Consider the following 13,749-nt stretch of genomic DNA (forward strand, 5'->3'; position numbering starts at 1 on the left):
GGCTCCGACGGCTCTCGGACGCCGCCCCCAAATAGGCCCGAAGGGGTGGTTTCAGCCGTCTCGGTCACCCCGATCCGTGTCCCGGAGATCCACCAGCCGCTTGATCTTGCCCACCGAGCGCTCCAGGGTCTCCGGCTCGACCACCTCGACCCGGACGGAGACCCCGATCCCCTCCTTGACAGCCCGCACCACCGAAGCGGCCGCGGCCTCCCGCCGGCCGGCATCCGCCTCCCGGCGGGCCTCCACCCGCACGGTCAGGGCGTCCATCCTGCCTTCCCTCGTCAGCCGCAGCTGGAAGTGCGGAGCCAGCCCTTCCGTCCGCAGCAGGATCTCCTCGATCTGGGTGGGGTACAGGTTCACCCCGCGCAGGATGATCATGTCGTCGCTACGGCCCGTGATCTTCTCCATCCGGCGGAAGGCCGGCCGGGCCGTGCCGGGCAGCAGCCGCGTCAGATCCCGGGTGCGGTAGCGGATCACCGGCATGGCCTCCTTGGTGAGGGAGGTGAACACCAGCTCGCCCGGCTCGCCGTCCGGCAGCACCTCGCCGGTCAGCGGATCGACCACCTCCGGGTAGAAGTGGTCCTCCCAGATGTGGAGCCCGTCCTTGGCCGACGCGAACTCCTGCGCCACGCCAGGCCCCATCACCTCGGACAGGCCGTAGATGTCCACCGCGTCGATGCCGAGCCGGTCCTCGATCTCCCGGCGCATCTCCTCGGTCCACGGCTCCGCGCCGAATATCCCGGTGCGCAGCGAGGTCGACCGCGGGTCGATGCCCTGGCGCTCCATCTCGTCCAGCAGGGTCAGCATGTACGAGGGGGTCACCATGATGACCTCCGGCCGGAAGTCCTGGATCAGCCGCACCTGGCGGTCGGTCATCCCGCCCGACGCGGGCACGACCGTACATCCCAGGCGCTCGGCGCCGTAGTGGGCGCCGAGGCCTCCCGTGAACAGCCCGTAGCCATAGGCGATGTGCACGATCTGGCCGGGTCCGCCGCCGGCGGCGCGTATGGACCGGGCCACGACGTCCGCCCATGTGGACAGATCCCGATCGGTGTACCCGACGACAGTGGGGCGCCCGGTGGTCCCGCTGGAGGCGTGGATCCGGCGCACCTCGGAGCGCGGCACGGCGAACATCCCGAAGGGGTACTGGTCGCGCAGGTCGGTCTTGGTGGTGAAGGGGAACAGGGCGAGGTCCGCGAGGGTACGGCAGTCGTCGGGATGCACCCCGGCCTTGTCGAACGCCTGCCGGTAGAAGGGCACCCGGTCGTAGACGCGGTGCAGGGTCGCGCGCAGGCGTGCCAGCTGGAGGGCGGCCAGCTCCTCGCCGCCGAGGCGCTCGCCGTCGTCCTTGTCGTGGAGATCCGCGTATGCCGCCATTGTCGTCACCTCGTCCTGAGTCGCCCGACCGATCATTCGGTAGATTGCCAGTGTTCCAAGGGTCAACGCAATGACTCGAACGAGTGATCGTCTGATGTGATGGCCCGCCTGCCGCTCTTCACCACTTACGACGGGACCGAACTCGCGTACCACGTCCGGGGGAGGGCGAGCCGCTCGTCCGCCTGCCGGGCGGCGCGATGTGCGCCTCGGAGTACCTGGGGCCTCGGGGGGCGCCGCCTCGTCCTTCTCGACCTGCGCGGTACGGGCGGCTCCGCGATCCCGGTGGACGAGGGGATCCTCGCGGGGGGCCGGGCCCGGCCGGGCCGGGGTGCGGGGGCTCCGCCCCCGGACCCCCGCGCCTCAAACGCCGGCGGGGCTGGTTTGTCGGGGCCGGCCCCTAGCTTCGGTGGTGGGGCAGAGACGTGGGGCTCCGCCCTGGACCCCGCGCCTCAAACGCCGGCGGGGCTGGTTTGTCGGGGCCGGCCCCTAGCTTCGGCGGTGGGGCAGAGGCCTGGGGCTCTGCCCCCGGACCCCCGCGCCTCAAGCGTCGGCGGGGCTGGGGTGGTGTCGGCGGGGCTGGTTTGTTGGGGCCGGGCCTGTACCGGGAGCTTCGGGGGTGGGGGTAGGGGCGTGGGGCTCCGTCCCGGACCCCCGCGCCTCGAGTGCCGGCGGGGATGGGGGGTGGGGGTAGGGCTAGAGGGTGGTGTCTGCGTTTGTGGCTATTGATTTGGCCCAGCGGTAGTCCGCCTTGCCGCTGGGGGAGCGTTGGATGGAGGGGGTGATGACCAGCTGGCGGGGGATCTTGTAGCCCGCCAGGCGGGTGCGGCAGTGGGTCTGGATGTCGTCCAGGGTCGGCTCCGGGGCGCCCGCGCGGATCTGGACCACCGCCGCCACGTGGTTGCCCCACGTCGGGTCCGGGACGCCGGCGACCAGCGCGTCGTACACGTCCGGGTGGGACTTCAGCGCCTGCTCGACCTCCTCCGGATAGACCTTCTCGCCGCCCGTGTTGATGCACTGCGAGCCGCGTCCGAGCACGGTGACGATGCCCTGCTCGTCCACCGTGGCCATGTCGCCGAGCAGCACCCAGCGCTCCGCGCCCTTCTGGAAGAAGGTCTCGGCGGTTTTGGCCGGGTCGTTGTAGTAGCCGAGCGGGACGTGGCCGCGCTGGGCCAGTCGCCCCGGTTCGCCCACCGCCACCGGCTCGTGCGTCACCGGGTCCACCACCTGCGTACGGTCGTTGACCTCGAGCCGGAAGCCCTTCTCCGGGCCGGAGTCGTCGGTGGCCCGCCCGTTGGACCCGGACTCCGAGGAGCCGAAGTTGTTCAGCAGCAGCACGTTCGGCACCAGCCGCTGGAACTCGGCGCGCACCGTCTCCGACATGATCGCGCCGGATGAGGAGACGCTGAAGAGGGACGACAGGTCGGTCCCGCGCAAAGGGCCGTTCAAGGCGTCGATCAGCGGCCGCAGCATGGCGTCGCCCACCAGCGACACGCTGGAGACCTTCTCCTTCTCGATCGTCCGGAGCACCTCCTCCGGCGCGTACTTGCGGTGGATGACCACCCGTTGGCCGTAGTTGAACGCGATGAACGAAGTGAGCGTGGACGTCCCGTGCATGAGGGGAGGGGCCGGGAAGAAGGTCAGGCCGGCGCCGCGCGCGGCGACCCGCTCGGCCAGTTCCTCGGGCCGCTTCACCGGCTCGCCCGACGGTTCGCCGCCGAACAGCCCGGCGAAGAAGAGGTCCTCCGCCCGCCACATGACGCCCTTGGGCATACCGGTCGTGCCGCCGGTGTAGATGATGAACAGGTCGTCGGGGCTGCGCGGCGGGAACCCGCGCTCGGGCGAGCCGGCCGCTTCGGCGTCCGGGTACGCCACCGGCGCGATCGCGGGCTCCGGAGCGCCTTCGGGGGCCGTGCCGACGCGGATCAGGTGGCGGAGCCTCGTGGTCTGCGGCAGCGCGGCCGCGACACGTTCGGTGAACTCGCCCTCGAAGACCAGCGCGGCGAGGTCGGCGTCGTTGTAGAGGTAGACCAGCTCCTCCTCCACGTACCGGTAGTTCACGTTCACCGGGACCAGCCGGGCCTTCAGGCAGGCCAGTACGGTCTGCAGGTACTCGATCCCGTTGTAGAGGTGCAGGCCCAGGTGCTCGCCGGGCTTCAGCCCGCTGTCCAGCAGGTGGTGCGCGATCCGGTTCGCCGCCGAGTCCAGCTCCGCGTACGTGAGGCGGCGCTCGGCGCCGGTGCCGGGGTGGTCCACGTACACGAGGGCCTCGCGGTCCGGAACCACGTCCACGACCGACTCGAACAGGTCGGCAAGGTTGTACTCCACCGTTCCTCCTGACCCTGGGATGTCCCTGGCTGGTCTGCTCCGGCGGTCATTAGAGCCCCGCCGACCGCAAGTAGGAAGGGCGTCGTCCAAGAAAACTGACTGTGTGTCAGAAAACTATTGAACTGCACCCGCGCCTACTGCAACCTGTTCTAGGTCTTGAGACGGGAGGACGGCAATGGGTGGGACGGAACACCTGACCGTGGAACGGCACGGCGCCACGCTGGTGCTCACCATGAACAGGCCCGAGGCGAAGAACGCGCTCTCGCTGCCGCTGCTGGTGGGGCTGTACGACGGGTGGCTGGAGGCGGACGCCGACGACACGATCCGATCCGTGATCCTGACCGGCGCGGGCGGTGACTTCTGCGCCGGCATGGACCTCAAGGCACTGGCCGGGAAGGGGATGGCGGGCGACCAGTACCGGGACCGGCTCAAGGCCGACCCGGACCTGCACTGGAAGGCCATGCTCCGCCACCACCGGCCGCGCAAGCCGGTCATCGCCGCGGTGGAGGGGTACTGCGTGGCCGGCGGGACCGAGATCCTCCAGGGCACGGACATCCGGGTCGCGGGGGAGGGGGCGACCTTCGGGCTGTTCGAGGTCAAGCGCGGGCTCTTCCCGATCGGCGGCTCGACGGTGCGGCTGCCGCGGCAGATTCCACGGACGCACGCGCTGGAGATGCTGCTGACGGGGCGGCCGTACTCCGCCGAGGAGGCCGCGCGGATCGGGCTGGTGGGGCGGGTGGTGCCGCAGGGCACGGCGTTGTCCGCTGCGCTGGCGATCGCGGAGCAGGTCAACGCGTGCGGGCCGCTGGCCGTGGAGGCCGTGAAGGCCTCGGTCTACGAGACCGCCGGGCTGACGGAGTCGGAGGGGCTTGCGTCCGAGTTGCTGCGGGGGTGGCCGGTGTTCGACACCGCCGATGCGAAGGAGGGGGCGAGGGCATTCGCCGAGAAGCGGCCCGCGGTGTATCGGCGGGAGTAGCCCCCGCCCGGGCTCCTGCCCGGGCCTCTGCCTGGGCCCGGTCCCGTGTCGGGTTCGTGGGCGTGGTCTGGTGCGGGGCCGCTGCCGGGGTGCTGCCCCGGGCCCCGCGCCTCAAGCGCCGGCGGGGCTGGGGTTGGGCTCGGCGGCGTTGAAGTTGGCGCTGGCTGGGCTCAAGGATCGGGGCTCCGCCCCGGACCCCGCGCCTCAAACGCCGGCGGGGCTGAAGTTGGGCCCTGGCCGGGCCCCGCGCCTCAAGCGCCGGCGGGGCTGAAGTTGGGCCCGGCGGGGGGTCGTTTCGTCGTTCGTGAGTCGGTGGGTTGGAAATGGGCCCGCCCCTAGGTCAATTGGAGTCTGCCGTGACAGCCCCCGCGTCCCCGCCCGAGGTGCTTCGTGCGCCGCTCGTCGTCGAGTTTCCCTTCACCCGGTCCCTCGGGCCCGTGCAGTCCGCGTTCCTCACCGGGCTGCGCGAAGGGCTCGTGCTCGGGGTGAAGACCTCCGACGGGACGGTGATGGTGCCGCCCGTGGAGTACGACCCCCGTACCGCCGAGGAGATACGCGAACTCGTGGAGGTCGCCGCCACCGGAACCGTCACCACCTGGTCCTGGAACGACCGGCCCCGGCCGAACCAGCCCCTGGACACCCCCTTCGCCTGGGTGCTGGTCAAGCTCGACGGCGCCGACACCGCGCTGCTCCACGCTCTCGACGCCCCCGGCCCCGAAGCCGTGCGCACCGGTATGCGGGTGCGCGTGCGGTGGGCCGCCGAGCGGAGCGGCGCGATCACCGACATCGCCTGCTTCGAGCCCCACGACGGGACCGGCAGCGGCCGGGCCGAGCCGCACGACGGGGCCTTCGCCGAGCCCGTCACCGGCATCGTCGCCGAGGCCCGCCTGGACTACTCGTACAGCCCGGGCCGCGCCCAGACCGCCTACATCAACGGCCTCTCCCAGCGGAAGACCATCGGAGAGCGCTGCCCCTCCTGCCACAAGGTGTACGTCCCGCCGCGCGGCGCCTGCCCCACCTGCGGGGTCGCCACCACCGACCAGGTCGAGGTCGGCCCGGCCGGCACCGTCACCACCTACTGCATCGTCAACATCAAGGCACGGAACCTCGACATCGAGGTGCCCTACGTCTACGCCCACATCGCCCTCGACGGCGCCGGCCTCGCGCTCCACGGCCGGATCGGCGGGATCCCCTACGACCAGGTCCGCATGGGCCTGCGCGTCGAACCTGTGTGGACCGAAGGCGGCCGCTACCCCGACCACTACCGCCCCACCGGCGAGCCGGACGCGGACTACGACGCGTACAAGGAGCTCATCTGATGCCCAGGACGAGCAGGCACGCACGCGACGTGGCCGTCGTCGCCTTCGCGCAGAGCGACCACCTGCGCCGCACCGACGAACTCAGCGAAGTCGAGATGGTCATGCCGGTCCTGCACCAGGTCCTGGCACAGACCGGGCTGAAGGCCGGCGAGATCGGCTTCACCTGCTCCGGCTCCAGCGACTACCTCGCCGGCCGGGCCTTCTCCTTCACCATGACCCTCGACGGGGTCGGGGCCTGGCCGCCGATCTCCGAATCACACGTCGAGATGGACGGCGCCTGGGCGCTCTACGAAGCCTGGGTCAAGATTCAGACCGGCGAGGCCGACACCGCGCTGGTCTACTCGTACGGGAAGTCCTCGCCCGGTCCGGTACGAGACGTGCTCACGCGCCAGCTCGACCCCTACTACCTCGCCCCGCTCTGGCCCGACTCCGTGGCCCTGGCGGCCCTCCAGGCCCAGGCCCTCATCGACGCCGGCGAGACCGACGAAGCCGCGCTGGCCGCCATCGGCGCCCGCAGCCGCGCATCCGCCGAGGCCAACCCGCACGCCCAGCTCAGCGGCTCCGTGCCCCAGGGCGACTACCAGGTCCGGCCCCTGCGCACCGGGGACTGCCCGCCCATCGGCGACGGCGCGGCCGCCGTGGTCCTGGCCGCCGGGGACACCGCGCGCCGGCTGTGCGCGCGCCCCGCCTGGATCACCGGCATCGACCACCGCATCGAGGCCCACTCCCTGGGCCTGCGCGACCTCACCGACTCCCCGTCCACCCGGCTCGCCGCCGAGCGCGCCGGGGTGTTCGACTCCCCGGTGGACACGGCGGAACTGCACGCGCCGTTCTCCTCCCAGGAGGTCGTGCTGCGCAAGGCCCTCGGGATCGGCGCCGGCGGCGCCGGGGGCGACGCCGTCGCCGTCAACCCGTCCGGCGGGGCGCTCGCCGCCAACCCCATCATGGCCGCCGGCCTGATCCGGATCGGCGAGGCCGCCGCCCGGATCCACCGCGGCGAGTCCGACCGGGCCGTCGCCCACGCCACCTCCGGCCCCTGCCTCCAGCAGAACCTGGTCGCCGTCCTGGAAGGAGACCCCGCATGAGCACCTCGGGCAAGGAACCGGTCGCCGTCGTCGGGATCGGCCAGACCAAGCACGTCGCCGCCCGGCACGACGTCTCCATCGCCGGACTGGTCCGCGAGGCAGCGGCGAGCGCCCTCGCGGACGCCGGGCTGACCTGGGCGGACATCGACGCCGTCGTCATCGGCAAGGCCCCCGACTTCTTCGAGGGGGTGATGATGCCGGAGCTGTACCTGGCGGACGCCCTCGGCGCGGTCGGCAAGCCGATGCTGCGCGTGCACACCGCAGGCTCGGTCGGCGGCTCCACCGCGCTCGTCGCCGCCAACCTGGTCGCGGCGCGCGTCCACCGGACCGTCCTCACCCTCGCCTTCGAGAAGCAGTCGGAGTCGAACGCCATGTGGGGGCTCTCGCTGCCCGTTCCCTTCCAGCAGCCGCTGCTGGCGGGCGCGGGCGGGTTCTTCGCCCCGCACGTGCGCGCCTACATGCGGCGCACCGGCGCGCCGGACACGGTGGGCTCGCTGGTCGCCTACAAGGACCGGCGCAACGCGCTGAAGAACCCGTACGCGCACCTGCACGAGCACGACATCACCCTGGAGAAGGTCCAGGCCTCGCCGATGCTGTGGGACCCGATCAGGTACTCCGAGACCTGCCCCTCCTCGGACGGCGCCTGCGCGATGATCCTCACCGACCGGGCGGGCGCGGCCCGTTCCCCGCGGCCCGCCGCCTGGGTGCACGGCGGGGCGATGCGCAGCGAGCCCACCCTCTTCGCGGGCAAGGACTTCGTCTCCCCGCAGGCCGGCAAGGACTGTGCGGCCGACGTCTACCGGCAGGCCGGGATCACCGACCCGCGCCGGGAGATCGACGCGGTGGAGATGTACGTGCCGTTCTCCTGGTACGAGCCGATGTGGCTGGAGAACCTCGGGTTCGCGGCGGAGGGCGAGGGCTGGAAGCTCACCGAGGCCGGGGTCACCGAACTCGACGGGGACCTTCCGGTCAATCCCTCGGGCGGGGTCCTGTCCACGAACCCGATCGGCGCCTCCGGCATGATCCGCTTCGCGGAGGCGGCCCTCCAGGTCCGCGGCCAGGCCGGGGAACACCAGGTCCCGGGAGCCCGCCGGGCCATGGGGCACGCCTACGGCGGCGGCGCGCAGTTCTTCGCGATGTGGCTCGTGGGGGCCGAGCCGCCGGCCTCCTGAGCGCAAAGGACCGCGCGCAGGGTGCCGGACAGGTCACGGGTGACTCACCGTGGCCTGTCCGGCACCCGCCGCGGTGGTTAACCTGGCCCCCGGACGACGTACCGGGAGGAGCACGCACGTGGCCGAGAGCACGACTTCACAGGCCCTGGCCGGCTGGGACAAGCCGGACCTCGATCTCACCGAGGCGCAGTGGCGCTCGAGCAGCCGGGGAGCGGGTGACGTTCAGATCGCCTTCGTCGAGGGCTTCGTCGCCATGCGCAACAGCGAGCGCCCCGAAAGCCCGTCGCTGATCTTCGCGCCGGACGAGTGGAACAAGTTCGTGCTGAACGCGCGGGGCGGGGAGTTCGACCTGACGTAGCGGGCGGCCGTCACCCGCCGCCCGCACCACCGGGGCAGCGGGCCGCCGCACCACCGGGGCAGCGGGCCGCCGCACCACCGGGGCCGCGAGCCGCCGCCCCGGTGGCCGGCGGCCCGTGGGTAGGCTGGCCGCATGAGCGGAGAGAGCGACCTGCGCAAACTGCTGAGCGGGATGCGGCCCGAACTGAACGAGGGGCGGTACGTGTTCTGCACCGTCCCCGGTCCCGCGGTCCCCCCGGGGACCGCCCCCGTCGCCACGGTCCGGGAGCCCGAGGGCCTCACCCTGGTCCTGCGCCAGGAGGACGCCGACGCGGCCGGCCTCGCCTACGACTACACGGCCGGCTGGATCACCCTGCGGATCCACTCCGCCCTCGCCGCCGTGGGCCTCACGGCGGCCTTCGCTGCCGAACTCGGCGCACACGGCCTGAGCTGCAACGTCATGGCCGGCTACCACCACGACCACCTCTTCGTGGCCGCCGACCGGGCCGCCGAGGCCGTCACCGTCCTCGAGGAGCTCGCGGCGCGTTCCGCGCGGGACTGAATCTTTGCCGTGACGGGCTCCCTCCCGGTGTGCGCGGGCGTACGCTGATCTCCGGAACAGGCCTGGGGGGTACCAGCCATGACGGACCGTCTGTCCCGTCCGAACCGCAGACGCCGCACCGTGATCGAACGCGAGGCCGAGCTCTCCCTCGTCGATGAAGCACTGGAACACCTCACCAGCCCCCCGCCGGACTCGGGCGGCGCGCTGCTCGCCCTCTCCGGCGCCGCCGGACTCGGCAAGACCACCCTCCTCACCGAACTGCGCCGCCGCGCCCACGCCCGCTCCTGCACCGTCCTCGCCGCACGCGGCGGGGAACAGGAGCAGAGCCAGCCCTTCCACGTCGCCCGCCAGCTCATCCAGCCCCACCTGGCCGGCACCTCCGAAGGGGAGCTGCGCGCCGCCCTCGGCAGCTGGTACTCCATCATCGGCCCGGCCCTGGGGCTCTGCGCACCCGAACAGGGCGCCCCGCCCGACCCCCAGGGCCTGCGCGACGGACTCGACTGGGTGCTCACCCACCTCGTCGTCCAGCGCGCGCCGGTCACCCTCGTCCTCGACGACGCCCACTGGGCCGACCCCGAGTCCCTCGGCTGGCTGGCCGCCTACGCCCCGCGCGCCGAGCACCTCCCGCTGCTCCTCGTCGTCGCCTACCGGCCCGACGAGCTGCCCGCCCACGCCGATGCCCTCCGCACCCTGCCCGGCCGGGCCGGACAGCGCCCCCTGCACCTCGCGCCCCTCACCGCGCCCGCCGTCGCCGCCCTGGTCCGCGAGGCGGTCGGCGACCACGCCGACGACGCCTTCTGCCGGGAGGCGTGGACCGTCACCACCGGCAACCCCTTCGAGGCCGTCGAACTCACCGCCAAGGTCCGGGACAAGGGCCTGCCGCCGGTCGAGGCCAACGCCCCGCTGCTGCGCGACCTCGCCGCGGCCCAGCGCGGCAGCGGGCTCGTCGCCCGCCTCGACCGGCTCGGGCCGTCCACCGTCCGCTTCGCGTGGGCCTGCGCCGTCCTAGGCACCGACATCCCCCGGGACCTCGCCGCCCGGGTCGCCGCCCTCGGCACCGAGGAGGCCGTGGACGCCGCCGCACGGCTGCGCGACGCCCGCATCCTGGCGGCCGCGGCCACCGAAGTCCCCGACGCCGGGCTGGAGTTCGTCCACCCGCTCATCGCCACCGCCATCTACCGCGCCATCCCCGACGCCCTGCGCGTCGCCCTCCACGGCAAGGCTGCCACGGCCGTCGTCGACGCCGGCCTCGGCCCCTCCGCCGCCGCCCGCCACCTCCTGGAGACCCACCCCGAGAACGACCCGTGGGTGGTCCGGACCCTGCGCGAGGCCGCCGGCGAGAACCTCCGGGCCGGCGCCCCCGAGGCCGCCCGCCGCCAGCTCGCCCGCGCCCTGCGCGAACCCCCGGACTTCGACGAGCGCGCGGCCGTCCTCTACGAACTCGGCTGCGCCTCCCTGCTCACCGAGCCCGCCACCACCGTCAACCACCTCCGCGCCGCCCTCGCCGAGCCCGTCGACGACCCCGCGCTGCGGCAGGGCATCGTGATACGGCTCGCCCAGGTGCTGGCGCACAGCGACCGCCTCGCCGACGCCTCACAGGCACTCGCGCGGGAGATCCCGTACACCCAGGACGTCCGCGCCCGGCTGCGCCTGCAGTCGGAGCAGTTCATGTGGGACGCCTTCAACGCCGCCGAACCCGACTCCCCGGCCCGGTCCCGGCGGCTGGCGCTCCTCGCCGACCGGCTGACCGGGCGCGACCTCACCGAGCGGTACGTGATCGGACTGCGCGCCTGGGACGCCTGCCTGCGCGGGGAGCCGGCCGAGGTGGTGCTGCACCACGCCGGGCGGGTGCTGGAGCAGGACTTCAGCTGGGCCCACGAGGACCGCGGTTTCGAGGTCCCCGTGCTCGTGGCCATGGTGTACATGTACGCCGACCGGCCCTGGCGGGCGGAGGAGCTGTTCGAGGCGGGCACCGCCGAGTTCGAGCGGCAGGGCTGGCGCGGGGCGCACCTCTCCTTCGCGTACGGCCTGCGCGCCTACATCCGCTACCGGCGCGGGCGGCTCGCCGAGGCCGAGGAACTGGCGCGGGCCGGGCTGCGGCTCGCCGAGCGCGTGGGCCGCGGCACCCCCGTGCACTGGTACAACATCGCCATCCTCATCACGACGCTCCTCGCCCGGGGACGGGCCGGCCAGGCCTGGGAGCTGGGCCGGGAGCACGAGTTCGGCAAGCCCTTCCCGGCGGCGGTGGTCTTCCCCGACTCCCAGACCGTCTACGCCGAACTGCTGCTGGCCCGGGGCGACACCAAGGGCGCGGCCGCGGAACTCGAGGAGGTCGAGCGACGGTTGACCCCGCGCGGCATCCAGAACCCCGCGTGGTGCCCGTGGCCGCTGCACCTGGCCCGCGCGGTGTCCGCGGACGACCCCGGCCGGGCCAGGGCGCTGGCCGCCGACGCCGTCCGGCGGTCCCGCGCCTTCGGCGCCCCCTCCGGCATCGGCCAGGCGCTGCGGGTGGCGGCGGAGGTGGCCGCCCCGCACGACCGGGCCGAGCTGCTGCGCGAGGCCGTGGCGCTGCTCGCCGTCTCCCCGGCGGGATACGAACTGGCCTGCGCACTGGCCGCGCTGGGTACGGAGCTCGGCGATCCCGGACTGCTGGCCCGGGCGGTGCTGACGGCGCGCGCGTGCGGCGCCGACGGCCTGGAGGCGCGGACCTCCCGGACCCTGTCGGCCCTCGGCGGCGCGCCGCCCGGCGGGACCTTCGAGGCGGACGGGCTCACGGAGGAGGAGCTGGGGGCCGCGCGGGCGGCAGCCGGCGGCACCGGGCCGGCGGCCGCGGACCGGGAGCCCGACTGGGTGCTGTCGGCGGCCTGCCGCACCCTCGGCACCGACCTCCCCGGCCTGGGCGCCGCCCTGGAGGCGTACGGACGGTAAGGGGTGTCGCGGTCGGCCGGCCTGCGGACCGGGACGGCCCCGATCCGCAGGACACGCGCCGGGTCAGTTCACCGCGTACACGCCGAACAGGTCGACGACCAGGTCGGCGGACTCCCAGCCCCGGTTCCAGAAGTCGACGATGTCGTTCTTGCCGGTGCTCGCCTGGACCAGGTTCGAGACGGTGTCGCCCTTGGTCCAGTTCAGGTTGGAGGAGTTCGGCGGAGTCGGCCGGACGGCCGTGCTGTTGCCGTACTGGGCGCTGGTGTTCGGGTCCGGTGCGACCGTGAGGTGGCCGCTGCCCTCCGTGTTGGTCACGGTCGCGTTCACCACGGCGCCCGCGAGCTGGACGTCGGGCTTGAACACCGACACGTGCCGGTAGTCCTGCCCGTCGACCTCCCAGTAGTACTCCCGGGTGTCGAGCAGGCGGTCCGGCTCGACCGGCAGGTAGGCGGCCTTGCCGTCGGCGCTGTAGTAGCCGGTCACGTCCACGATCACGTCGGTCGGGCTCCAGGAGCCGTTGCGGATGTCGATCCTCCCGTTCGGGCCCACCGGCACGATCACCGAGTTGGCGACGGTCTGGCCGGCGGTGAAGTTCACGTTCGAGGTGATCGGCGCCGGCTGCCCGCTGGGGAAGGCGGTCAGGTGGCCGGCGCTCTTGGGGCCGGTGGTCGTGACGGTGAGCGCGACGGCGGTGATGCCCTGGGCCGGCAGCCCGCCCTTGCCCGAGATCTGGACCCCGGCCGTGCTCTGCCCGGCGACCTGGCCCCTGGCCGCGCCCAGCCCGTCCCGGGTGTCGACGAGGCGGACCGGGTCCATCGGGGTGTAGCCGCTCGCGGCGGTCTTCGCGAAGTAGCCCGTGACGTCCGCGATCAGGCTCACCGTGCCCGCGCTGCGGTTGGCCAGTTCGACGTAGCCGTCCGCGCCGACCGGGACGATCGCCAGGTTCGGGACGGACCGCCCCGCGGCGAAGTTGACGTTCGACGTGGTCGGCTGCTTGCTGCCGGACGCGTAGGCGATGAGGTGCCCGTCCGCGGCGGCGTCGGTCACGGTGAGGTTCAGGGCCACGGCCGTCACCCCGGCCGGGATGCCGTTGCCGCCGCCGACCTTCACCCGGGTCGTGCCGTAGGGCGCGACGGGCCGGGCGGACGAGGTGCCGGTGCCGTCGCGGGTGTCCAGCAGCCGGGTGGGCGTGTGCGGGGTGAACTCGGACCCCGCCACGAGGACGTCCTCGGTCTTGCTCACGGACGTCTTGGTGCGCAGGTCGGTCGCGGTGACCGTGACCTTGTAGGTGCCGACCTTGGCGTACCTGTGCGAGAAGTCGAGGAACTCGTCCGTGATGGACGTTCCGGGAGCCGAGCTCTGCCCGTCGCCCCAGTCGACGACGACTTCGAACACGTCGAGGCCGTCGCTCGACACCCAGGTGGAGAGGTTCATGGTGTGCGCGCCCTTGGTGCGTTGGACCATGCCCACCCAGGCGTCGGAAGCCGCGGCCCGCGAGGAGCCGGCCTGCGCGGGATCGGCCTGCGCGGGATCGGCCGCGTGGGCCGCCCCCGGTGCGACGAGCCCGACGGTTGCCGCGACGGCGGCGGCAGAGATCATGACACGGCGACGGTGCACCGGCCCCCCAGTGTGTTGAACTTGTTCATAAAGGTCATGATCAGACTACCCC

10 protein-coding genes and 1 pseudogene are annotated in these 13,749 nt (G+C 73.1%); 8 read left to right on the forward strand and 3 right to left on the reverse strand.

The genetic code is table 11. The features are described 5' to 3' along the window. Positions 1-51: 51 nt before the first annotated feature. A complete protein-coding gene (gene paaK / locus AB0D66_RS08735) occupies positions 52-1,377 on the reverse strand; it encodes a phenylacetate--CoA ligase PaaK (RefSeq protein WP_362298739.1) in 1,326 nt (441 codons plus the stop codon). Positions 1,378-1,485: 108 nt separating this feature from the next. On the opposite strand from paaK, the pseudogene AB0D66_RS08740 reads away from it, so the two are divergent. Then, a pseudogene (locus AB0D66_RS08740) lies at positions 1,486-1,665 on the forward strand (alpha/beta hydrolase); the annotation flags it as partial. Positions 1,666-2,070: 405 nt separating this feature from the next. On the opposite strand, the gene AB0D66_RS08745 reads toward AB0D66_RS08740, so the two are convergent. Continuing rightward, positions 2,071-3,702 (reverse strand): acyl-CoA synthetase, encoded by a 1,632-nt coding sequence (locus tag AB0D66_RS08745; RefSeq protein WP_362298742.1) that lies wholly within the window; start codon positions 3,700-3,702, stop codon positions 2,071-2,073. A gap of 175 nt (positions 3,703-3,877) precedes the next feature. Between AB0D66_RS08745 and AB0D66_RS08750 the strand changes: the two genes are divergently transcribed. From AB0D66_RS08750 to AB0D66_RS08780, 7 genes are all read left to right on the forward strand, one after another. Then, a complete protein-coding gene (locus AB0D66_RS08750; RefSeq protein WP_362298744.1) occupies positions 3,878-4,678 on the forward strand; it encodes a crotonase/enoyl-CoA hydratase family protein in 801 nt (266 codons plus the stop codon). A 323-nt stretch (positions 4,679-5,001) separates the two neighbouring features. Continuing rightward, a complete protein-coding gene (locus AB0D66_RS08755) occupies positions 5,002-5,997 on the forward strand; it encodes an OB-fold domain-containing protein (RefSeq protein ID WP_362298747.1) in 996 nt (331 codons plus the stop codon). Further along, positions 5,997-7,082 carry a thiolase domain-containing protein gene (locus tag AB0D66_RS08760; protein ID WP_362298750.1) on the forward strand — a complete coding sequence of 362 codons (1,086 nt, stop codon included), beginning with the start codon at positions 5,997-5,999 and terminating at the stop codon, positions 7,080-7,082. The genes AB0D66_RS08755 and AB0D66_RS08760 overlap by 1 nt, the downstream gene beginning before the upstream one ends. Beyond that, positions 7,079-8,254 carry a thiolase domain-containing protein gene (locus AB0D66_RS08765; RefSeq protein ID WP_362298752.1) on the forward strand — a complete coding sequence of 392 codons (1,176 nt, stop codon included), beginning with the start codon at positions 7,079-7,081 and terminating at the stop codon, positions 8,252-8,254. Before AB0D66_RS08760 ends, AB0D66_RS08765 begins: the two co-directional genes overlap by 4 nt. Positions 8,255-8,372: 118 nt before the next feature. Continuing rightward, the gene (locus AB0D66_RS08770) at positions 8,373-8,612 is read left to right on the forward strand and encodes a DUF397 domain-containing protein (RefSeq protein WP_362298755.1); all 240 of its coding nucleotides are present in this window, start codon (positions 8,373-8,375) and stop codon (positions 8,610-8,612) included. Between the two features lie 132 nt (positions 8,613-8,744). Continuing rightward, positions 8,745-9,152 (forward strand): ACT domain-containing protein, encoded by a 408-nt coding sequence (locus AB0D66_RS08775; protein WP_362298758.1) that lies wholly within the window; start codon positions 8,745-8,747, stop codon positions 9,150-9,152. 78 nt (positions 9,153-9,230) lie between these two features. Next, complete coding sequence (locus tag AB0D66_RS08780) at positions 9,231-12,080, forward strand: AAA family ATPase (protein WP_362298761.1); 2,850 nt, start codon at positions 9,231-9,233, stop codon at positions 12,078-12,080. Positions 12,081-12,143: 63 nt separating this feature from the next. On the opposite strand, the gene AB0D66_RS08785 is transcribed toward AB0D66_RS08780, so the two are convergent. Next, entirely contained in the window at positions 12,144-13,679 is a 1,536-nt protein-coding gene (locus tag AB0D66_RS08785; protein ID WP_362298764.1) for a hypothetical protein, read from the reverse strand. Positions 13,680-13,749 lie beyond the last annotated feature (70 nt).

It is taken from the genome of Streptomyces sp. NPDC048270 (assembly GCF_040652335.1).
Classification (GTDB): domain Bacteria; phylum Actinomycetota; class Actinomycetes; order Streptomycetales; family Streptomycetaceae; genus Streptomyces.